33 protein-coding genes are annotated in these 26355 nt (G+C 45.5%); 31 read left to right on the forward strand and 2 right to left on the reverse strand.

All coding sequences use genetic code 11. From position 1 onward, the window contains the following. The first annotated feature begins 67 nt into the window (after positions 1-67). The 16 genes from AC3E8G_RS08050 to AC3E8G_RS08125 all read left to right on the forward strand — a co-directional run bounded on the left by AC3E8G_RS08050 (position 68) and on the right by AC3E8G_RS08125 (position 11413). Complete coding sequence (locus AC3E8G_RS08050; RefSeq protein WP_006595139.1) at positions 68-445, forward strand: DUF1033 family protein; 378 nt, start codon at positions 68-70, stop codon at positions 443-445. A 103-nt stretch (positions 446-548) separates the two neighbouring features. Continuing rightward, the gene (comGA, locus tag AC3E8G_RS08055; RefSeq protein ID WP_490677453.1) at positions 549-1490 is read left to right on the forward strand and encodes a competence type IV pilus ATPase ComGA; all 942 of its coding nucleotides are present in this window, start codon (positions 549-551) and stop codon (positions 1488-1490) included. Next, on the forward strand, positions 1423-2454 hold the full coding sequence (comGB, locus tag AC3E8G_RS08060) for a competence type IV pilus assembly protein ComGB (protein WP_490677460.1): 1032 nt from the start codon (positions 1423-1425) through the stop codon (positions 2452-2454). Before comGA ends, comGB begins: the two co-directional genes overlap by 68 nt. Continuing rightward, positions 2451-2768, forward strand: coding sequence for a competence type IV pilus major pilin ComGC (gene comGC / locus AC3E8G_RS08065; RefSeq protein WP_023022076.1), 318 nt, complete (start codon positions 2451-2453; stop codon positions 2766-2768). The genes comGB and comGC overlap by 4 nt, the downstream gene beginning before the upstream one ends. After that, positions 2758-3162 carry a competence type IV pilus minor pilin ComGD gene (comGD, locus tag AC3E8G_RS08070; RefSeq protein WP_490677461.1) on the forward strand — a complete coding sequence of 135 codons (405 nt, stop codon included), beginning with the start codon at positions 2758-2760 and terminating at the stop codon, positions 3160-3162. The genes comGC and comGD overlap by 11 nt, the downstream gene beginning before the upstream one ends. Continuing rightward, positions 3128-3421: a competence type IV pilus minor pilin ComGE gene (gene comGE, locus AC3E8G_RS08075; protein WP_006595134.1), complete on the forward strand. Its 294-nt coding sequence runs from the start codon at positions 3128-3130 to the stop codon at positions 3419-3421. The genes comGD and comGE overlap by 35 nt, the downstream gene beginning before the upstream one ends. After that, positions 3405-3857: a competence type IV pilus minor pilin ComGF gene (comGF, locus tag AC3E8G_RS08080; protein ID WP_490677462.1), complete on the forward strand. Its 453-nt coding sequence runs from the start codon at positions 3405-3407 to the stop codon at positions 3855-3857. Before comGE ends, comGF begins: the two co-directional genes overlap by 17 nt. Beyond that, positions 3823-4269, forward strand: coding sequence for a competence type IV pilus minor pilin ComGG (gene comGG, locus AC3E8G_RS08085; RefSeq protein WP_490677454.1), 447 nt, complete (start codon positions 3823-3825; stop codon positions 4267-4269). Before comGF ends, comGG begins: the two co-directional genes overlap by 35 nt. Positions 4270-4300: 31 nt before the next feature. Further along, the gene (locus tag AC3E8G_RS08090; RefSeq protein ID WP_154859085.1) at positions 4301-5254 is read left to right on the forward strand and encodes a class I SAM-dependent methyltransferase; all 954 of its coding nucleotides are present in this window, start codon (positions 4301-4303) and stop codon (positions 5252-5254) included. A 48-nt stretch (positions 5255-5302) separates the two neighbouring features. Further along, entirely contained in the window at positions 5303-6499 is a 1197-nt protein-coding gene (locus AC3E8G_RS08095) for an acetate kinase (protein WP_154859083.1), read from the forward strand. A 153-nt stretch (positions 6500-6652) separates the two neighbouring features. Continuing rightward, positions 6653-7327, forward strand: a complete 675-nt coding sequence (locus AC3E8G_RS08100) for a CPBP family intramembrane glutamic endopeptidase (RefSeq protein WP_490677455.1) — start codon at positions 6653-6655, stop codon at positions 7325-7327. 158 nt (positions 7328-7485) lie between these two features. After that, entirely contained in the window at positions 7486-8442 is a 957-nt protein-coding gene (gene folP / locus AC3E8G_RS08105; protein WP_490677456.1) for a dihydropteroate synthase, read from the forward strand. Between the two features lie 16 nt (positions 8443-8458). Continuing rightward, positions 8459-9763: a bifunctional folylpolyglutamate synthase/dihydrofolate synthase gene (locus AC3E8G_RS08110; RefSeq protein WP_233331957.1), complete on the forward strand. Its 1305-nt coding sequence runs from the start codon at positions 8459-8461 to the stop codon at positions 9761-9763. Between the two features lies 1 nt (position 9764). Beyond that, a complete protein-coding gene (gene folE, locus AC3E8G_RS08115; RefSeq protein WP_006595126.1) occupies positions 9765-10319 on the forward strand; it encodes a GTP cyclohydrolase I FolE in 555 nt (184 codons plus the stop codon). A gap of 26 nt (positions 10320-10345) precedes the next feature. Continuing rightward, positions 10346-11161, forward strand: coding sequence for a 2-amino-4-hydroxy-6-hydroxymethyldihydropteridine diphosphokinase (gene folK / locus AC3E8G_RS08120; protein ID WP_233331989.1), 816 nt, complete (start codon positions 10346-10348; stop codon positions 11159-11161). Positions 11162-11257: 96 nt separating this feature from the next. Beyond that, positions 11258-11413 carry a hypothetical protein gene (locus tag AC3E8G_RS08125; protein ID WP_233331956.1) on the forward strand — a complete coding sequence of 52 codons (156 nt, stop codon included), beginning with the start codon at positions 11258-11260 and terminating at the stop codon, positions 11411-11413. A 109-nt stretch (positions 11414-11522) separates the two neighbouring features. On the opposite strand, the gene AC3E8G_RS08130 is transcribed toward AC3E8G_RS08125, so the two are convergent. Beyond that, positions 11523-13007, reverse strand: coding sequence for a DUF1846 domain-containing protein (locus AC3E8G_RS08130; RefSeq protein ID WP_154859072.1), 1485 nt, complete (start codon positions 13005-13007; stop codon positions 11523-11525). Positions 13008-13165: 158 nt separating this feature from the next. Continuing rightward, a complete protein-coding gene (pepA, locus tag AC3E8G_RS08135; RefSeq protein ID WP_485769774.1) occupies positions 13166-14230 on the reverse strand; it encodes a glutamyl aminopeptidase in 1065 nt (354 codons plus the stop codon). A 146-nt stretch (positions 14231-14376) separates the two neighbouring features. Here pepA and AC3E8G_RS08140 point away from each other — a divergent pair, with 146 nt between their 5' ends. The 15 genes from AC3E8G_RS08140 (at position 14377) to groL (ending at position 26052) form a co-directional block, all read left to right on the forward strand. Then, complete coding sequence (locus AC3E8G_RS08140; RefSeq protein ID WP_233331953.1) at positions 14377-14667, forward strand: DUF4651 domain-containing protein; 291 nt, start codon at positions 14377-14379, stop codon at positions 14665-14667. Further along, on the forward strand, positions 14664-14981 hold the full coding sequence (locus AC3E8G_RS08145) for a thioredoxin family protein (protein WP_048789487.1): 318 nt from the start codon (positions 14664-14666) through the stop codon (positions 14979-14981). The genes AC3E8G_RS08140 and AC3E8G_RS08145 overlap by 4 nt, the downstream gene beginning before the upstream one ends. Positions 14982-14995: 14 nt before the next feature. Then, complete coding sequence (gene ytpR, locus AC3E8G_RS08150) at positions 14996-15622, forward strand: YtpR family tRNA-binding protein (RefSeq protein WP_485769776.1); 627 nt, start codon at positions 14996-14998, stop codon at positions 15620-15622. 238 nt (positions 15623-15860) lie between these two features. Beyond that, the gene (locus AC3E8G_RS08155; protein WP_061564657.1) at positions 15861-16256 is read left to right on the forward strand and encodes a single-stranded DNA-binding protein; all 396 of its coding nucleotides are present in this window, start codon (positions 15861-15863) and stop codon (positions 16254-16256) included. Positions 16257-16475: 219 nt separating this feature from the next. Then, entirely contained in the window at positions 16476-17462 is a 987-nt protein-coding gene (locus tag AC3E8G_RS08160; RefSeq protein WP_490677457.1) for a substrate-binding domain-containing protein, read from the forward strand. Then, on the forward strand, positions 17462-18781 hold the full coding sequence (locus AC3E8G_RS08165; protein ID WP_414286469.1) for a sensor histidine kinase: 1320 nt from the start codon (positions 17462-17464) through the stop codon (positions 18779-18781). The genes AC3E8G_RS08160 and AC3E8G_RS08165 overlap by 1 nt, the downstream gene beginning before the upstream one ends. Next, entirely contained in the window at positions 18778-19464 is a 687-nt protein-coding gene (locus AC3E8G_RS08170) for a response regulator transcription factor (RefSeq protein WP_129270347.1), read from the forward strand. Before AC3E8G_RS08165 ends, AC3E8G_RS08170 begins: the two co-directional genes overlap by 4 nt. Next, complete coding sequence (locus tag AC3E8G_RS08175) at positions 19461-20768, forward strand: ABC transporter substrate-binding protein (RefSeq protein WP_490677458.1); 1308 nt, start codon at positions 19461-19463, stop codon at positions 20766-20768. Before AC3E8G_RS08170 ends, AC3E8G_RS08175 begins: the two co-directional genes overlap by 4 nt. 134 nt (positions 20769-20902) lie before the next feature. Beyond that, entirely contained in the window at positions 20903-21343 is a 441-nt protein-coding gene (locus AC3E8G_RS08180; protein ID WP_125374809.1) for a PTS sugar transporter subunit IIA, read from the forward strand. A 17-nt stretch (positions 21344-21360) separates the two neighbouring features. After that, positions 21361-21855 carry a PTS sugar transporter subunit IIB gene (locus AC3E8G_RS08185; RefSeq protein ID WP_154859056.1) on the forward strand — a complete coding sequence of 165 codons (495 nt, stop codon included), beginning with the start codon at positions 21361-21363 and terminating at the stop codon, positions 21853-21855. A 62-nt stretch (positions 21856-21917) separates the two neighbouring features. After that, entirely contained in the window at positions 21918-22760 is an 843-nt protein-coding gene (locus tag AC3E8G_RS08190) for a PTS mannose/fructose/sorbose/N-acetylgalactosamine transporter subunit IIC (protein ID WP_048690546.1), read from the forward strand. After that, positions 22744-23598: a PTS system mannose/fructose/sorbose family transporter subunit IID gene (locus AC3E8G_RS08195; RefSeq protein ID WP_042361448.1), complete on the forward strand. Its 855-nt coding sequence runs from the start codon at positions 22744-22746 to the stop codon at positions 23596-23598. Before AC3E8G_RS08190 ends, AC3E8G_RS08195 begins: the two co-directional genes overlap by 17 nt. Positions 23599-23700: 102 nt before the next feature. Beyond that, on the forward strand, positions 23701-23994 hold the full coding sequence (locus AC3E8G_RS08200) for a DUF202 domain-containing protein (RefSeq protein ID WP_154859054.1): 294 nt from the start codon (positions 23701-23703) through the stop codon (positions 23992-23994). Between the two features lie 127 nt (positions 23995-24121). After that, a complete protein-coding gene (gene groES / locus AC3E8G_RS08205) occupies positions 24122-24406 on the forward strand; it encodes a co-chaperone GroES (protein ID WP_048789494.1) in 285 nt (94 codons plus the stop codon). A 23-nt stretch (positions 24407-24429) separates the two neighbouring features. Then, positions 24430-26052: a chaperonin GroEL gene (groL, locus tag AC3E8G_RS08210; protein WP_154859052.1), complete on the forward strand. Its 1623-nt coding sequence runs from the start codon at positions 24430-24432 to the stop codon at positions 26050-26052. The last annotated feature ends 303 nt before the right edge of the window (positions 26053-26355 follow it).

Raw genomic sequence — 26355 nt, forward strand, 5'->3', positions numbered from 1 at the left:
TAAGCAGAATTCTTTTATTATCAAAGGATTTTATATATAATATTGGATACAAAGGACGGAGAGAAATATGTATCAAGTAATTGAAATGTATGGGGATTACGAACCCTGGTGGTTTTTAGAAGATTGGGAGAAGGACATTGTCACTAGTCAGAGTTTTGATGACTATTATGAAGCCCTCAAATACTACAAACGCCAATGGTTGCTTTTAAGAGAGCAATCTCCATTATTTAAAAGTAGAAGTGATTTAATGACGATTTTTTGGGATCCTGAGGATCAGCGCTGGTGTGAAGAGTGTGCGGAATACGTGCAACAATATCATTCAGTCGCCTTGTTAGAAAACGATCAGAAGATTCCGAGAAGCAAGCGTCGTCCAGGTTACGAAAAAGAGAATGCCCACACGGCTCATCGCTCTTGTAAGCTAGACTACGAGAGCAATAATCTATAGAAGAGAAATTCAATGTGCAGTTGAGTTTCTTTTTTTGCTCTTTTTTCTAAATCCAGCGCTAGTTGGCCAATTATTTGCGAATTATATAGTGAAAGGAGGAAATATGGTTCAAGAAATTGCACAATCTATAATTCGAATGGCATCGGATGCCGAAGCTCAGGATATTTACTTTGTTCCTCGAGCGTCAGACTATCAGCTCTTTCTAAGGGTTGGGGATGAGCGACGCTTTGTCGAGACCTATTCGCAAGAACAAATGGTAGCGGTCATCAGCCATTTTAAGTTTATGGCAGGGATGAATGTGGGGGAAAGGCGCCGGAGTCAATTGGGATCCTGTGACTATTCTCTAGGGGATAAGGTCTTGTCCTTACGCTTGTCTACTGTGGGAGACTATAGGGGATATGAGAGTTTGGTCATTCGCCTGCTCCACAATGAGGACCGGGAGCTCCGTTTCTGGTTCGACCAACTTCAAGAGCTAGAAGAGAAGGTGAGTAAGCGGGGGCTCTACTTATTTGCGGGTCCAGTCGGATCGGGGAAGACGACACTGATGCATGCCTTGGCCAAGAAGAAATTTTCGGGGCAACAAGTCATGTCGATTGAAGATCCGGTAGAAATTAAGCAAGAAGAGATGCTGCAACTGCAACTCAATGAAGCGATTGGCATGACCTATGATAGCTTGATTAAACTGTCTCTGCGCCATCGCCCAGATCTCCTCCTCATCGGAGAAATCCGTGACACGGAGACAGCTCGTGCAGTTATTCGGGCTAGTCTGACAGGTGTGACGGTCTTTTCCACCATCCATGCCAAGAGTATTCCTGGGGTCTACGAACGCCTATTGGAGTTGGGGGTGAGTGAGGAGGAGTTACGGATTGTCCTTCAAGGAATATGTTACCAGCGTTTGATAAAGGGAGGAGGTGTCACTGACTTTGCCATCCAAGATTACCAAAACCACTCCAGTCAAAAGTGGAACCAGCAAATGGATGCGCTTTATGAAGCGGGACATATTGAGCTGGATCAGGCGCAAGCCGAAAAAATTATCGATTGCTAAGCAAGAACATGTCATTGAGCTCTTTCACAATCTCTACAGCAGTGGCTTTCATTTATCTGAGGTCATCGACTTTCTCCGTCGGAGCCATTTGGTAGAAGCCAATTTTGTTGAAAGAATGCAAGCTGGACTGGCTAACGGGAAGCCCTTGTCAGCCATTCTCTCTGATCTAGGTTTCTCCGATCAGGTAACGACTCAATTAGCACTAGCGGAGCAGCATGGAAATGTCACCTTAAGTTTGGAAAAAATCCGTAGCTACCTGGAAAATTTGGCTCAGGTTCGAAAGAAATTAGTTGAGGTGGCGACCTATCCCGTGCTCTTGTTGGGATTTTTGATCTTGATTATGCTGGGGCTGAAAAACTATCTCTTGCCTCAGTTGGAGAGTCAAAACGGGGCGACACGACTGATCAGTGTCTTTCCCCAGTATGTTTTGTTAGGGAGTATGGTGCTGACGATTGGAGTTTTGATGCTCCTTTTCCTAGGCCGTCGTGCCAAGCGACTGGCCCTGGTTTCATATTTGGCTAGACTTCCTTTTCTTCGCCCCTTCCTACAGGATTATCTGACAGCTTTTTATGCTCGAGAATGGGGAAGTATGATTGCCCAAGGGTTGGAGCTGAATCAAATTTTTCCTGTGATGCAGGGGCAACGTTCCCGTCTCTTTCGAGAGATTGGACAGGATTTAGAACGGGCATTGGCTCGTGGCAGGTCTTTTTCTGACCATATTCAGACCTATCCTTTCTTTAAACGAGAGCTGGCCCTCATGATTGAATATGGGGAGGCTAAGTCCAAGCTCGGTAGTGAGCTGGAGATCTATGCAGACAAGACTTGGGCAGGCTTTTTCCATCGTTTGAACAAGGCCATGAATGCCGTCCAACCACTGGTCTTTGTCTTTGTTGCTCTTATGATTGTTTTGCTCTATGCAGCCATGTTGCTGCCTATTTATGAAAATTTGGAGGTTCCTTTATGAAATCATTGCGTACACTCAAGGTAAAAGCTTTTACTCTGATTGAAATGTTAGTTGTTTTGCTCATTATCAGCGTTCTTCTCTTGCTCTTTGTTCCGAACTTGACCAAGCAGAAAGATTCGGTAACAGATACAGGAAATCGAGCAGTCGTCAAAGTCGTGGAGAGCCAGGCTGAGCTTTATGAACTCAATCATCAGAATGAAAAAGCCAGTCTTTCTAAGCTTGTCGCAGAAGGACAAATCACTCAAAAACAAGCAGAAGCCTACCGTGCTCACTATGTGAAGAATGCAGGTGATCACCGTGCGGTTGCAGATTAAGGCTTTCACCCTTCTAGAGAGCTTACTAACTCTAGGTGTCGTCAGCCTTCTATATTGGCTGCTAGCTGGGTCAGTCCATCAAGCCTTTGGGCAGGTGGAAGAAACATTGTTTTTCTCGGAATTCGAACGGGTCTATCAGGAGACGCAAAAGATGAGTATTGCAAAAGAGGAGAGAGCTCTCCTTTCCATCGACCACGGTGGGGTTCATAGTCCCTATCAAGAATTACCGCTTCCAAAAGGGGTGGAAGTGGTCAGAGAGAAGCAACTGACCTTTGATCCAGCAGGAGGCAATTCAAGCCTGACCAAGATTCAATTTCAGACAGAGAAAGAGGTGGTGACCTATCAGTTGGCAATTGGGAATGGAAAAATTAAAAAATCGACGGCTCCCCGCTAGTCTCTTGTTAGAAGGACTGATTGCCTTAGCGATGTTTGGTGTCCTCACGACCCTTGTGCTGGGAGAGCTAGGGGACTCGCGACAGCAGCGCTTAGAAGAGTTGAGACAAGGAGAAGTCTTGCGAGTCGCAAAAATGGCAATCCAGACCAGGCAGGATCAATTGAGCATCAATCAGGTCAGTGTCCAGGTGGAGAGGTCTGCCAAGTCCTTAAAGGTCTATCATGAAGGAAAGGTTGTGATTGCTGTTGAAAAGAACTAAACTGCCAGCCTTTACTTTACTGGAGGCCTTGGTTGCCCTGCTCGTCATTAGCGGTGGTTTATTGGTGTTTCAAGGATTGACAAGCCTCTTGCGTCAAGAACTCCAGTACCAAAGTCACATCAAGCAAGAGGAATGGTTACTCTTTCAGGATCAGCTGGACATTGAATTGTCTCGTAGTCAATTTGAAGAGGTCAGAAACAACAAACTCTATCTTGTTCAAGATCAAAAACCCATAGCCATTGGACTGGCTAAGGGGGGAGATATCCGAAAGACAGATGCGACTGGCCGCGGCTATCAACCGATGATAGATGGAGTTGAATCCGCCTGGATTGAAAAAAGAGGGGATCTGGTGTCTATTCAACTGCGCTTTGAAGAAGGGTTAGAAAGGGAGGTGGTCTACCGTGTGGTGGAAAAGGATAAAAAAGAAGCAGATTGAGGCCGGGATCCTTCTTTATGCCCTTTTTATGTCGGCGGTTTTTAGTCTCTTGCTTCAGTTTTACCTGAACAGACAAGTGGCAGAGAGACGGATCCTCCTTGCTAGTCAGCACCGGATCCAGGCTTATGCGCAAGCTCAATTGGCGATTGATACTTGGGATCGGGAAGAAAAAAACATGACCTTCTCAACTGGCCGAGTCGATTTGGAAGAAAAATTGGGCTTTGCCAACGTAACGAGTCACTTACAAGATGGGGGAAGCTACCATTTCACCTTTGCTCTACCTCCTCGGGAAAAGAAAAAAACCGACAAGAAGGAGAAGGAGAAGCAGACTCCAGATTCGGCTACAGATCACTCGACCACAACAGAGAAAGAGAAGCCTCAGGCCTTCGAAAAGCATAGCGAAAACTCTTAAAATTTGATATGATTAAGAGATGGAGGAAAGCATGAATTTCGAAAAAATTGAGAAAGCCTACGGCTACCTATTAGAGAATACCCAAACTATCCAAAATGATTTACAGACCAACTTTTATGATGCTCTAGTGGAGCAGAATGCCATCTATCTGGATGGGCAAACAGAGTTGACTCTAGTGAAGGAAAACAACCAGCGCCTGAAGGACTTGAACTTAAACAAGGAAGAGTGGCGTCGTTCCTTCCAGTATCTTTTGATGAAGGCTGCCCAAACAGAGCCCCTACAGGCCAATCACCAATTTACGCCAGATGGGATTGGATTTCTTCTGGTCTTCCTAGTGGATCAGTTGGCTAGTTCCGATCAAGTAGATGTGCTAGAAATGGGGAGTGGAACAGGGAACTTGGCCCAAACCTTGATGAACAACTGTCAGCGTTCCTTAGATTATTTGGGCTTGGAAATTGATGATCTCTTGATTGACCTTGCGGCTAGTATGGCAGAAGTGATGAAGGCGGATGTGAATTTTGCCCAAGGTGATGCCATTCGTCCACAAGTTTTGAAAGAGAGCGATGTGATTATCAGCGATTTACCTGTCGGTTATTATCCAGATGATGCCATTGCGAGTCGTTACCAGGTCGCTTCCCCTCAGGGCCACACCTATGCCCATCATTTATTGATTGAACAATCGCTAAAATACTTAAAACCAGGTGGCGTCGCTATTTTTCTAGCTCCGAATGATCTCTTGACGAGTGAGCAGAGTCCTCTGCTGAAAAAATGGATGCAGGATCATGCTCAGGTCTTGGCCATGGTGAACTTGCCAGAGAACCTCTTTCGATCAGCCAATCTAGCAAAAACCATCTTTGTTTTCCGCAAGCAAGAAGAAGCGGTGGTCCAACCATTTGTCTATCCTTTGACTGATTTGCAAGACCAGGAAGACCTCATGAAATTCCGTGAAAGTTTTCAAAACTGGAATAAAGAAAGTGAAATTTAAACAAAATTTTGCTATAATAGGAGTGAAAACGCTTAAAGAGGTAAAAAAATGACGAAAACAATTGCAATTAATGCAGGTAGTTCAAGTTTGAAATGGCAATTATACCAAATGCCAGAAGAAACAGTTTTGGCAAAAGGGCTCATCGAGAGAATTGGACTTAAAGATTCCATTTCGACAGTAAAATTCGATGGTCGAGCAGAAAAACAGGTTTTAGATATTGAGAACCACACACAAGCGGTTAAAATCCTTCTCGATGATTTGATTCGTTTTAATATTATTGCTTCCTACGATGAAATCACTGGAGTAGGGCACCGTGTCGTTGCAGGTGGTGAGTACTTCAAAGAGTCTGCTCTTGTAGATGAAGAAGTCATTCAAAAGGTTGAGGAACTTTCTTTGTTGGCTCCATTGCACAATCCTGCCAACGCTGCTGGGATTCGTGCCTTTAAAGAATTGTTACCAGATATTACCAGCGTTGTTGTATTTGATACCTCTTTCCATACAACAATGCCTGAAAAAGCTTATCGTTACCCTCTTCCAACTAAGTACTATACAGAAAACAAGGTACGTAAATATGGAGCTCACGGGACCAGTCATGAGTATGTAGCCCACGAAGCAGCGAAGCTTCTTGGAAAACCAATCGAAGAGTTGAAATTAATCACCTGCCACATTGGGAATGGAGCTTCTATTACAGCGGTAGACAAAGGGATTTCTGTCGATACGTCTATGGGCTTCACACCACTTGGTGGCATCATGATGGGAACACGTACAGGGGATATTGACCCTGCCATTATTCCTTACTTGATGGAGCACACAGAAGATTTCAATAATCCAGAAGATATCAGTCGTATTTTGAACCGTGAATCTGGTCTTCTAGGGGTGTCTGAACTTTCTAGCGATATGCGTGATATCCACGAAGCCATGCGCAATGGGAATGACAAGGCACTTTTGGCCAACGACATTTTTGTCGATCGTATTAAGAAATACATCGGTCAATACTTTGCTGTCTTGAATGGAGCAGATGCTATCATCTTCACAGCTGGTATCGGGGAAAATTCTAAAACAATCCGTGAACAAGTCATTAACGGGATAACTTGGTTTGGTTGTGAGCTTGATCCAGAAAAGAATGTCTTTGGTGCAGAAGGCGATATTTCAACAGCGGATGCTAAAGTGAGAGTCTTGGTCATCCCAACGGACGAAGAATTAGTCATTGCCCGTGATGTTGAACGCTTTAAAAATAAGGGGTAAGACTTTATTCTAAAAAAAAACAAGAGAGAAGAGGCTGATTTGAAGCGCCTCTTTTTTCTATTGTGCGACTACTACTTGGGCTTGCCCCAGTAGCTCATCTATGCTATACTAGAAAAATAGTTTGACAATCGAGGTAAAATAATGGAAAATTGGATGGAGAAAAAATGGGTTTCGAATGGTCTGTGGTTACTAATTGGAATACCGTTATTTATAGCGACTCAACTACCCATGATCGCTTTGATCTTGGGGATTAAAAATGCTTGGTCAAATTGGACGATCAATAGTCTAGTCCTTGGGGTTACCATGCTCCTCGTTTATTTGCTTTGGTGGTTTATGAAATGGAGTCCACTTGATTCACTAGATTTTTCACGAATCAAAGGCAGAGATATTGGGCGAAATTTCCTTTATTTTCTCCTGTTGCTGGCCAATAATGCTCTTGGGGTTAACCTTCTTCGGCAGTTGGGAGAGGCGACAACAGCTAACCAAGAGACCATCCAAGGGGTGGCTTCCCTGGCCCCTCAGCTGGCAATGGGTTTACTCATTGTCGTAGTGGCGCCTTTAGGAGAAGAAATTATCTGTCGAGCTGTGATTCCCCGCTTGATCTTTAAGGGGCACGAAAAAATTGGTTATTTGGTTGGGGCTCTTGTATTTGCCTATTTACACACACCAAGTAATCTTGGCTCCTGGGTCATCTATGGAGGTATGTCTCTCATCTTGACTTGGGTTGCCTACCGCTACAAACGAGTAGAATATTCGATTTTATTGCACTTTACCATGAATGCTTTTGCCTTTCTGATAACTATTCTGGTTTCTTTTCTTCCCGCTTAAAATATGGTAGAATGATAGGACCAATGGGTTTTATTCAGAAGCTTTGGTAAGCTACCAAAGAAGCATCTAGGCGCAGATAGAGACAAACTCGGAGGTTGGAAAGATTCTAACCTCTTTTCTATGCTTGGTTGGCTTTTCTTAGAAAGATGAAGGAAGATATGTCAAAGAGTGAATGGAGACAACTAGGCAAGGATCGGACTCTTCTATGTGGTATCCTCAATGTCACCCCCGACTCCTTTTCAGATGGGGGGCGCTACCAAACGGTAGAAGGAGCTCTCGAGCAAGCTCGAAAGTTAATAGCAGAAGGAGCAAGCATACTGGATATTGGTGGGGAGTCCACACGTCCAGGGAGCCATTTTGTGGAAATTCAGGAAGAAATTCAGCGAGTCGTGCCCGTCATTGAAGCAATTCGAGCAGAGAGTGATATCTTGATTTCGGTTGATACTTGGAAGTCAGAGGTCGCTCGTGCAGCCCTAGCAGCTGGTGCAGACTTGGTCAATGATATCACAGGCTTGCTAGGAGATCCGCAAATGGCGAGGGTGATTGCAGAAGATCAGGCTGGAGCCATTCTTATGTTTAATCCAGTCATGGCTCGTCCTCATCATCCAAGTTCCGTCATTTTTCCGACCTTTGGTTTTGAGCCGGTCTTTTCATCAGAGGAGTTGGCGCAGTTTGAAAGCATTTCTATCCAAGACAGCATGTGGACCTTCTTTGCTAAGAGCATTGAGCGGGCAGAGGAAGCAGGATTGAGTCCGGATCAACTCTTCTTAGATCCTGGTATTGGTTTTGGCTTGACCAAACGGGAAAACCTCCAACTCTTTCAGGACTTAAAAAGCATTCATGCTAAGGGGTATCCAATCTTTTTAGGAGTCTCTCGGAAGCGCTTTGTGGTAAATATTCTGGAGGAAGAGGGATTTGAGACTGACCCTGAAACGAAAGAAGGATTCTATAATCGGGATTTGGCCTCTAGTCATTTGACGAGTGTAGCTGCCAGCCAAGGGGTAGAAATTGTGCGTGTGCATGATATCCCTCTTCATAAGATGGCGGTAGCTATCGGTAGTGCGGTCTACCAAGCCGATCAAGCGCAGGACCTTCATTTGAAACAATATCGCTAAAGAAAAGAGAAGAGATATGACAGTAGATCTCAGTTGGTTAGCCACTTATCGTTCTTCCGAGCCCCATTTTGGCTTGGAGCGAATGGAAGCCCTGCTGGCCTTGAGGGGAAACCCACACTTAGCCTGTCCTGTAATCCATCTAGCTGGGACTAATGGAAAAGGATCGACCCTAGCCCATTTACGGTCTTTACTAGAGGCAAAAGGGTTGCGGGTTGGTGTTTTCTCATCCCCCTATCTAGTTTCCTTTCATGAGCAAATCAGTATCAATGGTCTTCCTATCTCAGATCAGGATTTAGAGACTTATCTGTCCCTCTATCAGGACTTGCTTGCAAAAAACAGTTCTGATCAGACCTTGCTGGGCTTAACCGAGTTCGAGTTGATGACCGTTCTGGCTTTTGATTATTTTGCAGCAGAAAAGCCAGATGTGGTCATTCTGGAAGTGGGCATGGGTGGTCGTCTCGATAGTACCAATGTTTGTCAGCCTATCTTGACAGCCATCACGACGATTGGCCTGGACCATGTGGCTCTCTTAGGTCCGGATTTGGCCTCCATTGCTCGAGAGAAGGCGGGAATCATCAAGGAAAAGATTCCGGTCTTGCTAGGTCGGATGGAACTGGAAGCCCAAGAAGTCATTGTGCAGCGAGCGAACTGCTTATCGGCACCAGTAGAGCTGTTAGGCCAGGACTTTATAGTTAGCTACCAAGCGTCTTTGGTTGATGGGGAAGTTTTTGGCTATCGGAGCCAGTATCGGGAAGAACTGCAACTAAAGACAGGGCTCTTGGGACTTCATCAAGTTGACAATGCTGGGCTGGCCCTGGCTCTCTGCGATATCTTCTGTCAAGAAAAGGGGCTCTCTTTCTTAAGTCGAGAAGAAATCCTCCAAGCTTGGGAAGGGGTCCAGTGGCCGGGACGCCTAGAGGTTATTTCGACCCAGCCCCTCATCATTCTAGATGGCGCCCATAATCCGCATGCAGTGGCCCCTCTTGTAGCCACCATGAAAGAACGGTATGGACAGTTGGACAAACAAGTCTTGTTTACCTGTATCCAGACCAAGGCGATTGAGGAGATGCTGGAACTGTGGAGCGGATTGGAAAAGAGTCAATTAACCTTGACGACCTTTGAGGATTCACGCGCCTATTCCGTGAGAGACATGCAGGAAATAGCCCATCAAAAAGGCCTGCCTTATCAAGAATGGAAGTTGTTTTTAACCCAATATCTAGAAAGAAAATCGCAACAATCTGATCTCCTCTTAGTGACGGGATCCTTGTACTTTTTGGCTCAGGTGAGAGCCTTTCTAATCGAAGAAATCAGTAGGAGATGACATGGATACAAAGAAAATTCAAGAAGCCGTGAAGATGATTATCGACGCAGTCGGTGAAGACGGAAGCCGTGAGGGATTGCAAGAAACACCAGAACGCATTGCCAAGATGTACCAAGAGATTTTTGCAGGTCTCAACCAAACTGCGGAAGTCCACCTATCAAAATCTTTTGAGATTGTGGACAACAATATGGTGGTGGAAAAGGATATCTTCTTCCACTCGATGTGTGAACACCATTTCTTGCCCTTCTATGGCAAGGTTCACATTGCCTATATCCCAAATGGACGCGTAGCAGGACTCTCTAAGTTAGCTCGGACGGTGGAAGTGTACGCCAAAAAGCCTCAAATCCAGGAGCGCTTGACGGTGGAAATCGCGGATGCCTTGATGGAGTATCTGGGGGCGCAGGGAGCCCTTGTCTGGGTGGAAGCAGAGCACATGTGTATGAACATGCGTGGGGTGCGCAAACCAGGGACAGCTACTGTGACGACAGCAGCGCGTGGCTTGTTAGAGACAGATAAAGACTTGAAAAACGAAGCCTATAAACTAATGGGACACTAATCCCTAGATAAACTGAGGTGACGATGGTGGATCAATTACGGATCAAAGATTTGGAAATTTATGCTTATCATGGTGTGTTTTCCGCTGAAAAGGAATTGGGACAGCGCTTTGTCTTGGATGTCTGTGTCGATTATGAGATGACCCGGGCTGCTCGGACGGGCGATTTGACGGCTTCGATCCATTATGGAATCTTAGCAGAGCAACTGACAGACTGGGTTCAAGCTGAGAAAATTGATTTGATTGAGACAGTAGCTTTTCAGCTTGTGGAGAAGATTTTTGCGACCTATGACTTTGTCAAAAAGGTTCGACTTGAGCTGAAAAAACCTTGGGCGCCAGTTCCTCTACCTTTGGATACTTGTTCGGTCACGATTGAACGAGAAAAAAGACGAGCCTTTATTGGTCTGGGAACCAATATGGGCGATAAGGGACAACAGTTGGCGACGGCTGTATCTAGACTAGAAGAAAAGGGGATCACGATTCTCCAAACCTCTTCTCAGATTGAGACAGCACCTTGGGGAGGGGTCGAGCAGGATAGCTTCCTCAACCAAGTCGTAGAGGTCGAAACTTGGTTTACGCCCCAAGACTTGATTGAGACCTTGCTAGGAATCGAACTAGAAATGGGCCGGGTCCGTGAGATCAAATGGGGACCACGGGTCATCGATTTGGATCTTCTTTATATGGAGGATTTGATCCTCTATAGTCCAGATTTGATTCTCCCTCATCCGTATGTGGCAGAACGGGCATTTGTCCTAGAATCCTTAAATGAAATTGCTCCTTACTTTGTGGATCCTGTCCAAAGAAAACAGATCCGACAACTGTGGGAGGCTGTGAAAGAAACATAGGGTAGTTGATCCAATGGTCAACTACTTTTTTTACCTTGACAGGTTAATTGAGCAGGAGTATACTATGCATAAATAGATTAGGAGTAGGAGGGTGTCATGAAATCTTATCTTGTAAAATGGTTGATCGCGATTGTCTTGGCTGTTCTTTTCCTTTGGTTGAGTTTGGAAACGAACTTACTGCCAAAAGAAGTGTATCCCATTCTCCTTGTCCCGATACTGATTGTGGGTCTCTATCTTTTTAAGGAGAGGTAACTCTCCATCCAATTAGACTATGAAAAATCCCCTGGGTGCCAACTGGTTCAAGCACTCAGGGGATTTTTTCTATATGGAGCTAGGACCAATGATCTAGCCTTGCTTTTCATTATTTGCGGTACAAGCGATCGTATTGGTAAACTGGATCCATGGTCACATGTATGCCCAGTTTGCGAAGAACGTTCTTATCTTCGTCGGTCAACATGACTGTTGAATGGGCTTCGCTCCCTTTCAATCGACCCAATTCTTGCATGGCAAGATTGGCCTCTGGATGGTTCATGGCGGTAATGGCGAGGGCGATGAGGATTTCATTTGAGTGGAGGCGAGGGTTGCGACTGCCCAAGTGGTTGATCTTCAATCCTTGGATTGGTTTGACATACTCTGGCTCAATCAAATTGGTTTCTTTATCAATATGGGCTAATTTCTTGATAGCATTGATGAGAACAGCTGCCGTTGGACCAAACAAGTCAGAAGTCTTACCTGTCACAGTTTCTCCGTTCGGCAATTCTAGTGCCAAGGCAGGTTCACCGGTTTCTTCCTCTTTTTGACGGGCAAGGATGGTGACTTGGCGGTCTTTTGGTGAAATGCCTAAGTCATTCATCAAGAGTTCAATTTTCTTAATAGCTCCGTTTCCGACACGCTCTGCTTTCACATCTAGAATGGTTTGGTAGTAACGGCGGATAATTTCTTGCTTAGAGGCTTCAATCGCTGCGTCATTGTCCACGATGGCAAAGCCGACCATGTTCACACCCATATCTGTTGGGGAAGCGTAAGGAGATTCTCCGAGGATGCGTTCCAACATCCGTTTCAAGACAGGGAAGATTTCGATATCCCGGTTGTAGTTGACCGTTGTTTCGCCATAGGTTTGGAGGTGGAAGGGGTCAATCATATTGACGTCGTCAAGGTCTGCAGTAGCAGCTTCATAGGCCAAATTCACTGGGTGATGCAAAGGCAGGTTCCAAACTGGGAAGGTTTCAAATTTAGCATAACCAGATTTGATGCCATTCAATTGGTCATGGTACATGTTGGACATACAAGTCGCCAATTTACCAGAACCAGGACCAGGAGCTGTCACGACAACGAGATTACGGCTAGTTTGAATGTAGTCGTTTTTCCCCATTCCCTCAGGAGAGATGATGTGGTCCATATCCGTTGGGTAGCCCTTGATTGGGTAGTGGAGGTAAGAAGCGATGCCGTTCTTTTCCAACTGCTTGCGGAAAAGGTCTGCAGCAGGTTGACCAGCGTACTGAGTGATGACGACAGAGCCAACATAGATGCCCAATTCGTTGAATTTATCGATCAAGCGGAAGACCTCTTGGTCGTAAGAGATTCCTAGGTCACCACGCGCTTTTGAATGCTCAATATTATTAGCATTAATAGCAATCACAATCTCCACTTGGTCACGAAGTTCTTGGAGAAGCTTAATTTTGTTATCTGGTTCATAACCAGGAAGGACACGAGCTGCGTGGAAATCTTCCAACATTTTTCCTCCAAACTCTAGGTAGAGCTTGCCATCAAATTGGTTGATGCGCTCGAGGATATGATCGCGTTGCAAATTCAAATACTTTTCGGAACTAAAAGCTTGTTTCTTCATTTAAACCTCCAATAAAGAAGCGAGGGTGATCTTTAGCGGTGCTCCGCCTTTCACATAGGGAAAGGGGAGTGCAAAAGAACACCCGTTGCAATATTCATTCAGTATTATATCAAAAAAAACCCAAAATGGGGGTTTAAAACAATTGTTTTGGAAAAATATTAATAATTCTTAATTAAATCAACGGTTGAACGATCCAATTTTTTGACCAAGGCTTGAAGGAAGGCTTGGGCTTGAAGGAAGTCATCCATAGCGTAGAGGGTTTGGTGGGAGTGGATGTAGCGTGCGCAGACTCCGATGGTAGTAGATGGAACACCACCACTTCGTAAGTGAGCTACTCCAGCATCCGTTCCGCCTTTTCCACAGTAGTATTGGTATTTGATGCCGGCTTCTTCAGCGGTGGTGAGGAGGAAGTCCTTCATATTTGGCAACATGAGATGACCTGGATCAAAGAAACGAAGGAGGGTTCCCTCACCGATAGCTCCTTGGCCTCCGTAGACATCTGCCGCTGGAGAACAGTCAACAGCCAGGAAGATGTCTGGATCAAACTTGGTCACAGAAGTCCCTGCACCGCGCAGTCCGACTTCTTCTTGGACAGTCGCTCCGACATAGAGTTCGTTTGCTAGGGCTTGTCCAGAGAGGGCTTGTGCCAATTCGCTGACCATCAAGACCCCATAACGGTTGTCCCAAGCTTTGGAAATGATGTTTTTTTGATTGGCTGTTAAGATTGCAGTGCTTTCAGGGACCAAGGTGTCGCCTGGACGGATCCCAAAGCTCTCAGCTTCTTCTTTGTTGGCAAAGCCACCATCAAAGACAATATCCCCGATTGCTGGAAGGGCAGGACCGTTTGCGCCCCGTGTCAAATGCGGAGGAACAGATCCAGAAATGACAGGGTAGGAATGGCCATCGCGGGTCAAAAGGGTGAAACGTTGGCTGCTGACCACCATAGGGTTCCAACCACCGATTTCCACCACGCGGAAGGTGCCGTCTGCCTTGATCTCACTGATCATAAAGCCAACTTCATCCATATGGCCTGCGACCATGATGCGAGGAGCATCAGCCACTTCTGAGTGGCGTACCCCAAAAATACTTCCCAAGCCGTCTGTGACCACTTCATCCACATGTGGAGTGATCTGTTTGCGTAGATAATCGCGAACAGGCGCTTCGTGGCCAGAGATGGCAGGAAGTTCTGTTACTTCTTTGATTTTAGAAAATAAATCAGTCATAAGTTACCTTCTTTCTGATTGTTATTTTATCACTTTTTTAGTCGAGATGGTAGTGGCAGTTGACGGGAATGAAAGCAGATCGTCATGATGGGGAGAACTATTCTCCTTCGTTGTCCCAGCTTGTATTTTGTGTTACAATATGAGGTATGAAAGCTAAAAAAATCATTTTATCCAGCCTTGCAGCAGCTAGTGCAAGTGCTCTTGCCCTTGGGGCCTATAAAATTGTCAAAGATCAAAAACGTCTGCGGACGCAAGAAGAGTTAGTCGCAGAAGTCCGTGAGCAAATGGAGAATATGGGGAAGATTGCGACCCTTTATGTGGAGCTCTATGAATCAAGCGAAGAGCGTCTGGTAGGAGGGCTCATTTTTGAAGATGAGCGCCACTATCGCTTTGTCTATGAAGAGGGCCTCCTTCACTATGAAGAGGAAAAACTATGATTATTCCACAGTCTTTAGAGGAGTTAGCTAGCTACGTCGAGCAAGAAGGAAAGAAGGTTTTCTTCTTTTCAGCGGATTGGTGTGGTGATTGTCGGTATATCCAGCCCTTTTTGCCAGAGATTGAAGCAGAAAACCCTGAATTTACCTTCATTTTGGTCGACAGAGACCAGTATCTAGACCTGGCTAAGCTTTGGGATATTTATGGTATTCCGAGTTTAGTGGTCCTAGATAAGGATAGGGAACTGGGTCGTTTCGTCAATCGTGATCGCAAAACCAAGGCTCAGATTTCAGAATTTTTAGCAGGATTGAAGTAGGAGAAAGAGAAAGAATGATTGTAACCTATAATAAAGAACAAGTCGGCGATGTTTTAATGCTTACCTTGAAAAACAGTGGGGATGCCAAGTTAGCAGTAGAGCGCAAAGGCAAAGTAGCCCGTGTCTACCGTGAAGACAAGCAAGAAACCGTAGCCTGGAATATTTTTGAGGCTTCGACTTTCTTTGCCCTTGAAGGTAAGGGGCAAATTTTCTTGAGTGATGAGCAGGTTGCACGCCTTAATCAAGAATTGCAAGCTGAAGGATTTGCAGAGGTCTTGGTCAATGACAAGGAGCCTAAGTTTGTCGTGGGGCAAATCGTGGAAATGGTGGCTCATCCAGATAGTGACCACCTCAACATCTGCCAAGTGGCTGTCGGATCAGACAAGACAGTTCAAATCGTAGCAGGTGCGCCAAATGCGCGTGAAGGTCTCAAGACGATTGTGGCTCTTCCAGGTGCCATGATGCCAGATGGCAGCCTGATTTTCCCAGGAGCCCTTCGTGGAGAAAAGAGCTTTGGCATGATGTGTAGTCCACGCGAATTGCACTTGCCAAATGCTCCACAAAAACGTGGTATTATCGAATTGCAAGATACAGAAGAGGTGGGAACTCCCTTTGACCCTGCCCGTCACTGGCAAGGATAAGAGAGTGGGACAGAAATCGGTAATTCGTTAGAATTCGATTTCGTCGTCCCACCTCCGCACAGTTGAGTAGGGCTGTAAAAGCTGATGAAATCAGCGTAGTAGAGCCCACTCAACCACTGCGCCTTGCTCGACAATCCAAAGACAATTGAGAGGCTAGGACTTTTGTCCCAGCTTCTTTTTTATTTTCTTTCTCCAAATGGCTAAAAAACTACGAATTATATAAGTAGGAGGAAGAAATATGTACAATAAAGTAATTTTAATCGGGCGCCTTGTGGCTGACCCAGAGCTTCATAAGACCAGTACGGACAAGTCAGTTGCGCGTGCGACCCTGGCTGTCAATCGTCGTTATAAGGATCAAAATGGCGAGCGGGAGGCGGACTTTATCACTCTCGTGGTCTGGGGGAAATTAGCAGAGACTCTTGTCTCCTATGCCAATAAAGGGAGCTTGCTCTCTGTGGATGGGGAGCTTCGAACCAGACGCTATGAGAAGAATGGGGCGACACAATATGTGACAGAAGTGCTCTGTCAAGGCTTCCAACTCTTAGAAAGTCGTGCTCAACGAGCGATGCGGGCCAATGGAGCAGGAGGAGATTTAGCGGATCTGATCCTGGAAGAGGAAGAGCTTCCCTTTTAACAGAAGAGAACGATGCAGCTGGTCAGCTGTGTCGTTTTTTCTTTTTCGAAACTTCTCACGGAAGTTGCAGGGGGAAGTCATCATATAGATTTATGAGTAAAACGCATTCATTTCTGAAAACCTTCAAGCTCTTGGTAAAAAATGCTATAATACAAGGTAATAAATACGAACAAAAAATCTTTATATAGTAAAATGGTTCGTTTTTTAAGAGGAGAAGAGATGAGGTTAGAAGAGGAAGCTGTTCAAAAGAAACACAATCGAGTGATGATCTATACGATATTTTGGAGCCTGGTTTTTGTGGTAGTGGTCATCTATTTGAATGCTAGCCAACTAAAACCGGTAAAAGGGCAGATGCGGATTGGTGTGACCTACATGACCATGAACAATGAATTCTACCAAACACTGAATGCAGAGATTGAACGAGTGGCTGACGAAAAAGGGGATTTGCTTCTAGTTCGTAATCCAGAACTGGACGAGGAAAAACAAAGTCAGCAAATAGATTATTTTCGTCAACAAAAGGTCAATGTGATTGTGATTAACCCCGTCAAAGGAGATAGCCCTAAAATCATTGCTTCCCTGAAGCGAGCTCAAGAGGCAGGGATTAAAATCATTGCAGTGGATAGTCAGCTCAGCCATTTCACGGTGGATGCCAGTGTGGTGTCGGATAATTACCAAGCCGGGGTCTTGGTCGCCCAGCGCTTGATGAAGCAGAAAAATGAGGCGAAGATCCTACTCTTAGAGCATAAGGGGACGGTATCGGCAGAGCAACGGATCCAAGGGTTCTTAGATACCATTCAGTCGGATCCTGCCTATCAGGTTGTTGGGAGAGAAGAGACCCGTGGCCAAACGGAACTGGCCTTACCAGCTGTTTCCCAGGTCATTCAGGATGGTCTGGTATTTGATACTGTCGTGGCTTTAAATGATCGGGCAGCTATCGGAGCTCTAGCGGCCATCAAGGAAAACCAATTAGCTCAGCCGATTTCTATCTATGGAATCGACGGCTCTCCGGATATGAAAGTTTTGCTCTCGACGACGGATGATATCGAAGGGACGGTTGCCCAATCTCCTCTTAAAATGGGGAGACAGGTGATGCAAGTGATTGAGTGCATGAGGACAGGTAAATCCTACAAGGAACAATATAAGATTCCAGTAGAGATGATTGATAAGGATAATGTTGACCACTATGATGTCAACGGGTGGCAGTAATGACCAAACTTCGTGGCATTCGGTATAGTTTGATTTTGCTAAAAATCATTAATTTTATCGCCATCTTATTTAGCAGTTCCCTCTACTTGCATGCGACCAATTACATCATTGCCAAGGGGCAGGGCTATCAATTGTTGGAGCAATTGAGAGAAATACCAACTTCTCCCGCTCAGAACTTTTGGATCTCCATCCTCCTCTTTGGAGGGATTCTTCTCATTACCTTTTATCGGATGCGCCCAGGGACACAGGAGTGGTCGGTTTTTGACAAGTGGAATATCCTAGAAATATTACTGATGTTAGGCGTCATGATGTCCCTCAGCTTCTCCTACAATGGGATCATTCTTTTGGTATTTGCTGATATCTTTTACGGTTCTAAGGAGTTTAGTAGTTCCAAGGACAGGCGCTACTGGTTTGCCTTTATCCTTTTGAGTTTCATTGTCCTCCTTGTGACCAACTATGACATCCTCTCTCTCGTCGTGCAACTGCCATCGCTAGATACCTATATCACCTTCTACCCTTCATCGATTCGGATGCTCATCCTATTCGCTAAAAATGCGCTAGCTTCCTTGAATATGGTTGTCTTTATTATTTCTCTTCTCTTTTACATTTTATCGGTAGTAGCAGAGCACCATCGAATCGAAAAAGAGTTAGAAATGGTATCGCAGGTCAATACGGAATTAAATAGCTACATGGCCCTTTCGGAAAAGATTGCGGAGGACCGAGAGCGCAAGCGGATCGCACGAGAGATTCACGATACTCTGGGCCATGCCTTGACGGGCATTTCTGCAGGGATTGATGCGGTTGGGGTTCTGATTGATATTGATCCTGGTCGCGCCAAGACCCAGCTGCAATCGGTCTCTACGGTGGTACGAGATGGAATCAAGGACGTCCGGGGGTCTTTGAACAAGCTGCGACCAGGTGCCCTGGAGGATCATACCTTGAGGGATGCAGTTTTGAAATTGGTTCACGAATACCAAGCCATTTCCCACCTACAAGTCGATCTGACCTATGACTGGGATGAGGTAGATCTAGATGTCATGGTGGAGGATACTGTCTTTCGCGTGATTCAGGAGTCCATGACCAATTCTGTCCGCCACGGTCATGCCAGCCACATGCAGATTTCCTTTTTGGTGGAAGATGCCTATGTCATGATTCTCCAAGATAATGGGGTTGGCTTTGACCAACTGCAGGTCGGCTACGGCTTGAAGCAAATGCGAGAGCGGGTCTCTATCTTGGGAGGAAGGATCGAATTTGCCAATCGAAATGGCTTTTATACACGAATTGAATTGCCCAAAGAAAAAGGAGGAAAGGTCTTATGATTAAAGTAATGATTGCGGATGACCAAGCGCTGATTCGGGAATCGCTCCAAATTATTTTGTCTGCTCATCAAGATATTCAGGTAACTTCTGCGGTAGCAGACGGTCACGAGGTACTAGAGCGAATCCCTCAAGATCGACCAGATGTCGTACTGATGGATATTCGTATGCCTAAGATGGATGGCGTGATGGCGACAAAAGAAGTCAAGGAACGCTTCCCTGAGGTGAAAATCATCATTCTAACCACCTTCGACGATGATGATTTCATCTTTCGGGCTCTGAAATATGGAGCCTCAGGGTATTTGCTCAAAGGAGCTTCCACAGAGGAGCTCTACCAAGCCATCCAAATTGTCTACCATGGGGGAGCCATGATTAACCCCAATATTGCCAGCAAGGTTTTTCAGATTTTTTCTCAGATGGCTCAGAGCAATTACACAATCTCCGTCTCTGAAGAATATGTGAGCGACTTATCCCTGACTGAATGGCGCATCATCCAGCAGATTGGTTTCGGAGAGTCTAATAAGGAAATTGCAGCCAAATTATTCCTGTCTGAGGGAACCATTCGGAATTACCTGTCAACCATTTTGTCTAAGTTGAACCTGCGGGATCGGACCCAGTTAGCTATTTGGGCTGTTCAAAAAGGGGTGACCACTAAGGATTTTGGAACAGAAAGTGATAGCCGATGAAGAAAAAAGGTAAGATGCGAGGCGCCAGATTGTTTCTTGGGATCTTCTTGCTTCTTCTGCTTGCTGGAGGGATTTGGTGGCAGCAACAGCCTAGGATTGTCCGTTTGGGGGTCTACGCAGGCTCTAGCTGGGATGTGCCCACCCAAACAGAAGAAAAAGTCTTGGACCAAGCGATTGCTCGTTTCGAAAAAACGCATCCAGGGGTAAAGATTGTCTACGAAAGCGGGATTCCGAAGAATCGATATGCGAGCTGGTTAGCCAATCAGATCCTCCATGGTCAGGAGCCCGATCTCTATATGGTATCCAGTACAGAGCTCCCAGTGTTAGCAGCGCGTGGGGCGGTGGAAGATTTGACCCCCTTGATGGGCAAACAGGTCGATCCTTCTCATTTTTATCCCGTTGCCCTAGAAGCAGGCAAGTACAAGAATCGTCAATATGCTCTTCCTTTCGAGAGCAATCCTGTTTTGATGTGTGTCAATAAGGATTTATTGGAAAAGGAAGGGATTGCTATTCCAAAAGAGGGGTGGACCTTGGAGGAATTTTATACGATTTGTCAAAAAGTGACGCGGGATACGGATGGAGATGGTGAGCTGGATCAGTTTGGAAGTACGGATTATACCTGGAGGGAGGCTTTGGCAGCCCATGGGGGCCAGCTTTTCCGTCAGGACAGCATTAATCTTACGAGTAAAGAAATGAAGCGCTCGCTCTATTTTGTCGAAAAACTCGAAGCCCTTCATGGCAACTTCAATGTCACTTCTAAGGATTTTGATGAAGGCAAGGTCGCTTTTTATCCGATGACCTTGGCCCAGTACCGAACTTATAAACCTTATCCCTATCATGTGGCCAAGTATTCAAATTTCACTTGGACCTGTATCCCTATGCCAGGGGCTTCTGGCTCGACTCCGTCAACCTTAGTGGATACATCCCTGTTTGCTTTGTCTTCGCGGGCCAGTGCGAGCAAGGAGGCCAAGGAATTCATGGAATTTTTGACCCAGGACCAGCAGGTCCAGCAGGAACTCTTTCGGCAGTCGCAGGGGACCTCTGTCCTCCCTTCTGTTGTCAATAGTTCAAAGAGTCGGGACCTTCTTAAAGCGGATGACTTCGGGGTTGACTCTCTGACGAATCAGACCCTGGACCAGATTATGAAAAAAGCTGTCCTAAGCACTCCTGGCAACCTGCCAACTGATATCTGGGATCGGTTGGATTATTTAATCCATAATGCTCTAAAAGCAAAGGATATTGATAATCAATTACCTCAAATTCAGAAGATTATTGAGGAAATGCTTCGGGAGAAGTTTCGTTAAGAGCAACTAGGCATCTGTCAAGTGACAGATGTCATTTTTTTATTGACAGATGTCAACTTTTCTTTGTGACAAATGACAATAGTAAAACGCTTTCAAAAGCAATACAATAAGGTCATTATAAAGGAGGCAAAAGGATGAAGTATCTGGTATTGGTCAGTCATGGTGGACTGGCAGAAGGTCTGAAAAGTTCACTGGCTATGTTTGCTGGGGATAAGATCGATCAGGTGATTGCGGTCGGATTGAAAGAAGGCAAATCGGTAGATGATTTTGCGCATGATTTTCGTCAGGCGCTTTCCCCTTTGACAGATGAGGACTCTGTCTTAGTTCTAGCAGACATTGTAGGTGGCAGTCCTTTGACAACGGCGGCAACGGTGCTAGAGGAACAAGGGAAGCTGAGTACAGCCTTGATCTTAGGTGGAATGAACTTGACCATGGCGCTGACAGCAGTTGTGATGAAGGACATGATGGAGGGGGCTGATCTAGCCCAGGTGATTTTATCCGAAGCTTCCACTGCCTTGCAAGAATTTGCCCTTGCCCCGGTAGAGGGTGACGATGAAGAAGATGATGATATTTAACTAAGGGAGGTTAGAAAATGGTAGTATCATTTGTACGAATTGACGACCGTATGATCCACGGTCAAACAGTAACTCGATGGGCTAAAGAAAAGCCTTGTGATGGCTTAATTGCTGTCAACGACGCGGCAGCTTCTAATAAGGTCTTGATCCAAGCCTATAAAGGGGCTTCGGATAAGAAAACCTTTGTTTGGACTAAGGAAGCTTTCAAAGAAAAATCTGCAAAAGTAACGGAATCAGAAACTCGCTATTTCTTGATTACTAAGAACCCCATCGATATGAAAGAAATTTTGGTCGACCAAGAGTTTGTCCCAGGCGATGTCAAAGAAATCATTGTCGGTCCTGCAAATGACCGTCCGGGTGCTGTGAAATTGGGGAACAACCAATCCATCACCCAGGAAGAAGCAGAAGCCATCGAAGCCATTCAGGCTGCAGGCTACAAGGTGAAATTCCAGTTGCTACCAGATGTATCCATCGGTTACTGGGATGATTTCAAATCAAAATTCGGATTCTAGGGAGGGGAGCATCCTAGCTCTTCGTCACTAAACTATACTTACAAACAAAAGGAGCGTTTGTTATGACAATTTCATGGATTCAAGCAATCTTGCTTGGTATTTTCGCCAGCTTGTCTTCAATGCCTGGTATGGGTGGTTCCAGTATCGGGAACTATACACTTGGTCGTCCCCTAGTTGGTGGCTTGATCTCAGGGTTGATCCTTGGAGATGTGACAACCGGTATCATGGTCGGGGTAGCCCTTCAGGTCGTATATATCGCCTTGGTTACTCCTGGTGGAACTGTATCTGCCGATGTACGGGCTATTTCTTATATCGGAATTCCTCTTTCCATCTTATTTGTTCATGCCAACAATATTACTGGTGAGGCAGCAATTGCAGCGGCAGCAGCCCCAATCGGTGCAGCCGTTGGGACTATCGGTACCGTTCTTTTCTACGGTACTGCAACCATGAACTTGCTTTGGCAACATATCGGTTGGAAAGCCGTTGAAGAAGGAAACTTCAAAAAACTCTACGCAGTGGACTGGGTTTACCCATGGATTTCTCACTTCCTCTTCTCCTTCCTTCCAACCATGATTATCACCAAATACGGTGAAAACATGGTGGATTTGATGAAACAATACCTTCCAATGGATGGTTACTGGATGAAAGCCCTCTTTACAGTCGGTGCCCTTCTTCCATGTGTCGGTATTGCCATCCTCTTGAAGCAAATCGTTACAGAAGTGAGAGACTTCATTCCATTCTTTGTTGGATTTACCTTGGCAAAATCTCTTGGCTTGAACTTGGTAGCGAGTGCGGTAGTTTCATTGATCTTTGCAGTGATCTACTATGAACTTGAAGTGATTAAAACAATGAAAGTCGTCCCTGCTGGAGCAAATGACTTTGACGATGATGAGGAGGATATCTAAGATGGCTGATAAAAAGAAAATTTCAAAGAAAACGCTAACCAAAGCATTCCATCATTGGTATTATGGTCACTTGACCTGTTTCTCTCAAGAACATATGCAAACCTTTGGGTATTTGACTTCGATGCTTCCAATCGTGGAAGAAATGTATGATTCCAAAGAAGAACAAAAAGAAGCCATGCAAACCTATACAGCCTTCTTCAACACGGAGCCCCAACTAGGATCTCTTGTTGTAGGGATCACAGCTGGTTTGGAAGAAGCGCGTGCCAATGGAGAAGCAGTAGATGGCGAAACCATCAACGGGATGCGTGCTGGTTTGATGGGACCAATCGCTGGGATTGGGGACTCCTTGGTTGTTGGGACTTTAATCCCTGTACTTCTCGGGATTGCCCTTGGTCTTTCTAAAGGCGGAAACATTGCAGGAGCTCTCTTCTATATCGTCGTTTGGAACCTCTTGGTTTACTTAGGCATGCGTTTCGCCTTCTTCAAAGGCTATCACTTAGGGGACAAGGCTGTTGAATTCCTTGTAGGACCAAAAGGACAAGCCCTTCGTAAAGCGATTAGTGTGGTCGGTGGTATGGTCATCGGTGCCGTAGCAGCGACTTGGGTCTCTGTTACAACAGCCCTCGAATTCAAAAATGCTGACGGAGAAGCCTTCCTTAAAATCCAAGAAAAGATTGATGGCGTCTATCCAGGTCTCTTGACTGCTGCCTTTATCACGCTTTGCTGGTGGCTCATGGCGAAGAAGAAAGTCTCACCAAACAAGGTCATGCTTCTCTTAGTCATCATCGCCTTAGCTGGGGTAGCTCTTGGAATCTTTGACCCAGGTCTCAAATACTAAGAGAAAACTGGAAACAGTTTATTGCAACCGGAGCATTGAGAATGAAGTACGTGACCTCCTTTACGAATACTTCATTCTCAATTTTTATTGAAGGAGGCATCTATGCACACCAGACAAGAATTAATAAAAGGGTATGAGACGGAAATTCGCTACCAACGCCATATGTTGGAAAACTTGGGTCGCTGGTTTAGTGTGCTCTTTCTCATGGCCAGTATTGGTGGACTGCTGATTTATTTCTATCACAAGACTTCCCTCCTATTTTTGATCTTAGGTAGCTTGATCGCCCTGATTGGAATAGCAGGGATGTTGGTAGTGGGGTATGGGATGTATCGTGGTCGAGCCAACTTACAAAAAGTCATCCAAGCTTACCAACAAAAACTAAATTTGGTTGGCTAGAAATCGAAAACACTTCGAAGAGATTGAGGTGTTTTTTTCTTGACTATTTTTGACCAAGTGATACAATAGAAACATGAGTTAGCACTCGATGTTGAAGAGTGCTAAAATACAAGAACGGAGGAATGACATGTTAAAACCATTAGGAGACCGCGTGGTCTTGAAAGTAGAAGAAAAAGAACAGACAGTCGGTGGCTTTGTCATCGCAGGAGCAAGTCAAGCTGAAACAAAAACAGCAGAAGTCATCGCTGTAGGTGAGGGAGTTCGGACCCTCAGTGGCGAGTTGGTAGCACCAAGTGTCAAAGTCGGTGATACGGTCTTGGTGGAAAATCATGCAGGCGTTGAAGTGAAAGACGGCGATGAGAAGTACACAATTGTTGGGACTGCAAGTATTCTTGCCATTGTTGAAGCCTAAAGAATCAGAAAGGAGAAAGATGTATGTCAAAAGAAATTAAATTTTCATCAGATGCTCGTGCAGCCATGGTCCGTGGGGTAGATATCCTAGCAGATACCGTTAAGGTGACCTTGGGACCTAAAGGGCGCAATGTGGTCCTTGAAAAATCATTTGGGTCACCATTGATCACAAATGATGGGGTGACCATCGCCAAAGAAATCGAATTGGAAGACCATTTCGAAAATATGGGTGCCAAATTGGTATCAGAAGTTGCTTCGAAGACCAACGATATCGCTGGAGATGGAACAACGACTGCGACTGTCTTGACCCAAGCCATCGTCCGTGAAGGGATCAAGAACGTTACAGCGGGTGCGAATCCAATTGGTATCCGTCGTGGGATTGAAGCAGCAGTTGCGACTGCTGTTGAAGCCTTGAAAAACAATGCCATTCCAGTTGCCAATAAAGAAGCCATCGCCCAGGTTGCAGCAGTTTCTTCTCGCTCTGAAAAAGTCGGTGAATACATCTCGGAAGCCATGGAAAAAGTGGGGAATGACGGGGTAATCACGATTGAAGAATCTCGTGGTATGGAAACAGAGTTGGAAGTCGTTGAAGGAATGCAGTTTGACCGTGGTTACCTCTCTCAATACATGGTCACTGATAATGAAAAAATGGTGGCAGACCTTGAAAATCCTTATATCTTGATCACCGACAAGAAGGTATCAAACATCCAGGAAATCTTGCCATTGCTTGAAAGTATCCTTCAAAGCAACCGTCCACTCTTGATCATTGCGGATGATGTGGATGGAGAAGCCCTCCCAACGCTTGTCTTGAACAAGATTCGTGGAACTTTCAATGTCGTAGCTGTTAAGGCTCCTGGATTTGGAGACCGTCGCAAAGCTATGCTAGAAGACATCGCGATCTTGACAGGTGGTACTGTTATCACAGAAGATCTCGGTCTTGAGTTGAAAGATGCGACCATCGAAGCGCTCGGTCAAGCAAGTAAAGTGACAGTGGACAAAGATAGCACAGTCATTGTAGAAGGTGCAGGAAATCCTGAAGCTATCGCTAACCGTGTGGCCGTGATCAAATCACAAATCGAAACCACAACGTCAGAATTCGACCGTGAAAAACTCCAAGAACGCTTGGCAAAATTGTCTGGTGGCGTTGCAGTCATCAAGGTCGGAGCTGCAACTGAAACGGAGTTGAAAGAAATGAAACTCCGCATCGAAGACGCTCTCAATGCGACACGCGCAGCGGTTGAAGAAGGAATTGTTGCCGGTGGTGGTACGGCCCTTGCCAATGTTATTTCTGCAGTTGCAACCCTTGAATTGGAAGGGGACGAAGCGACAGGACGCAACATTGTGCTTCGCGCCTTGGAAGAGCCTGTACGTCAAATCGCTCACAATGCAGGCTATGAAGGATCAATCGTTATCGATCGCTTGAAACATGCAGAAGTCGGAACAGGCTTCAATGCTGCAACAGGTGAATGGGTCAACATGATTGAAGCAGGAATTATCGACCCAGTGAAGGTGAGCCGTTCAGCCCTTCAAAATGCGGCTTCCGTAGCAAGCCTTATCTTGACGACTGAAGCAGTGGTAGCCAACAAACCAGAACCAACTCCAGCAGCACCGGCTATGGATCCAAGCATGATGGGTGGGATGATGTAACACGTTACAAATGATTGAGGCTTCGCCTCTAATCATTTGACGCCAACCGCTATCAGGCGGTTTGGCTAAACGTCTTACTAGCTCAAAGGGAGGAAAGTATCGTTCCTCCCTTTTTCGCGTCGTAACCTATGTAATGGCAAGCACTATGGTGTCTTGCCGAAGTGTCTTACTAAGAAAACAAAGAAGGCATTATCGGCCTTCTTTATTTTCTGTCGTAACCTGTGTGTTTGATTGAGGCTATGCCTCTAATCATTTGACGCCAACCGCTATCAGGCGGTTTGGCTAAACGTCTTACTAGCTCAA

It is taken from the genome of Streptococcus sp. SCPM-O-B-15294 (M123) (assembly GCF_058200455.1).

Excerpts from the sequence above, each read along its gene's own strand:
- AC3E8G_RS08050 (WP_006595139.1), top strand. The coding sequence starts at position 68 with ATGTATCAAGTAATTGAAATGTATGGGGATTACGAACCCTGGTGGTTT.
- comGA (WP_490677453.1), top strand. The coding sequence starts at position 549 with ATGGTTCAAGAAATTGCACAATCTATAATTCGAATGGCATCGGATGCC.
- comGB (WP_490677460.1), top strand. The coding sequence starts at position 1,423 with ATGCGCTTTATGAAGCGGGACATATTGAGCTGGATCAGGCGCAAGCCG.
- comGC (WP_023022076.1), top strand. The coding sequence starts at position 2,451 with ATGAAATCATTGCGTACACTCAAGGTAAAAGCTTTTACTCTGATTGAA.
- comGE (WP_006595134.1), top strand. The coding sequence starts at position 3,128 with ATGGAAAAATTAAAAAATCGACGGCTCCCCGCTAGTCTCTTGTTAGAA.
- AC3E8G_RS08090 (WP_154859085.1), top strand. The coding sequence starts at position 4,301 with ATGAATTTCGAAAAAATTGAGAAAGCCTACGGCTACCTATTAGAGAAT.
- AC3E8G_RS08095 (WP_154859083.1), top strand. The coding sequence starts at position 5,303 with ATGACGAAAACAATTGCAATTAATGCAGGTAGTTCAAGTTTGAAATGG.
- AC3E8G_RS08100 (WP_490677455.1), top strand. The coding sequence starts at position 6,653 with ATGGAGAAAAAATGGGTTTCGAATGGTCTGTGGTTACTAATTGGAATA.
- folP (WP_490677456.1), top strand. The coding sequence starts at position 7,486 with ATGTCAAAGAGTGAATGGAGACAACTAGGCAAGGATCGGACTCTTCTA.
- AC3E8G_RS08110 (WP_233331957.1), top strand. The coding sequence starts at position 8,459 with ATGACAGTAGATCTCAGTTGGTTAGCCACTTATCGTTCTTCCGAGCCC.
- folE (WP_006595126.1), top strand. The coding sequence starts at position 9,765 with ATGGATACAAAGAAAATTCAAGAAGCCGTGAAGATGATTATCGACGCA.
- AC3E8G_RS08125 (WP_233331956.1), top strand. The coding sequence starts at position 11,258 with ATGAAATCTTATCTTGTAAAATGGTTGATCGCGATTGTCTTGGCTGTT.
- AC3E8G_RS08130 (WP_154859072.1), bottom strand. The coding sequence starts at position 13,007 with ATGAAGAAACAAGCTTTTAGTTCCGAAAAGTATTTGAATTTGCAACGC.
- pepA (WP_485769774.1), bottom strand. The coding sequence starts at position 14,230 with ATGACTGATTTATTTTCTAAAATCAAAGAAGTAACAGAACTTCCTGCC.
- AC3E8G_RS08140 (WP_233331953.1), top strand. The coding sequence starts at position 14,377 with ATGAAAGCTAAAAAAATCATTTTATCCAGCCTTGCAGCAGCTAGTGCA.
- AC3E8G_RS08145 (WP_048789487.1), top strand. The coding sequence starts at position 14,664 with ATGATTATTCCACAGTCTTTAGAGGAGTTAGCTAGCTACGTCGAGCAA.
- ytpR (WP_485769776.1), top strand. The coding sequence starts at position 14,996 with ATGATTGTAACCTATAATAAAGAACAAGTCGGCGATGTTTTAATGCTT.
- AC3E8G_RS08155 (WP_061564657.1), top strand. The coding sequence starts at position 15,861 with ATGTACAATAAAGTAATTTTAATCGGGCGCCTTGTGGCTGACCCAGAG.
- AC3E8G_RS08160 (WP_490677457.1), top strand. The coding sequence starts at position 16,476 with ATGAGGTTAGAAGAGGAAGCTGTTCAAAAGAAACACAATCGAGTGATG.
- AC3E8G_RS08165 (WP_414286469.1), top strand. The coding sequence starts at position 17,462 with ATGACCAAACTTCGTGGCATTCGGTATAGTTTGATTTTGCTAAAAATC.
- AC3E8G_RS08170 (WP_129270347.1), top strand. The coding sequence starts at position 18,778 with ATGATTAAAGTAATGATTGCGGATGACCAAGCGCTGATTCGGGAATCG.
- AC3E8G_RS08175 (WP_490677458.1), top strand. The coding sequence starts at position 19,461 with ATGAAGAAAAAAGGTAAGATGCGAGGCGCCAGATTGTTTCTTGGGATC.
- AC3E8G_RS08180 (WP_125374809.1), top strand. The coding sequence starts at position 20,903 with ATGAAGTATCTGGTATTGGTCAGTCATGGTGGACTGGCAGAAGGTCTG.
- AC3E8G_RS08185 (WP_154859056.1), top strand. The coding sequence starts at position 21,361 with ATGGTAGTATCATTTGTACGAATTGACGACCGTATGATCCACGGTCAA.
- AC3E8G_RS08190 (WP_048690546.1), top strand. The coding sequence starts at position 21,918 with ATGACAATTTCATGGATTCAAGCAATCTTGCTTGGTATTTTCGCCAGC.
- AC3E8G_RS08195 (WP_042361448.1), top strand. The coding sequence starts at position 22,744 with ATGAGGAGGATATCTAAGATGGCTGATAAAAAGAAAATTTCAAAGAAA.
- AC3E8G_RS08200 (WP_154859054.1), top strand. The coding sequence starts at position 23,701 with ATGCACACCAGACAAGAATTAATAAAAGGGTATGAGACGGAAATTCGC.
- groES (WP_048789494.1), top strand. The coding sequence starts at position 24,122 with ATGTTAAAACCATTAGGAGACCGCGTGGTCTTGAAAGTAGAAGAAAAA.
- groL (WP_154859052.1), top strand. The coding sequence starts at position 24,430 with ATGTCAAAAGAAATTAAATTTTCATCAGATGCTCGTGCAGCCATGGTC.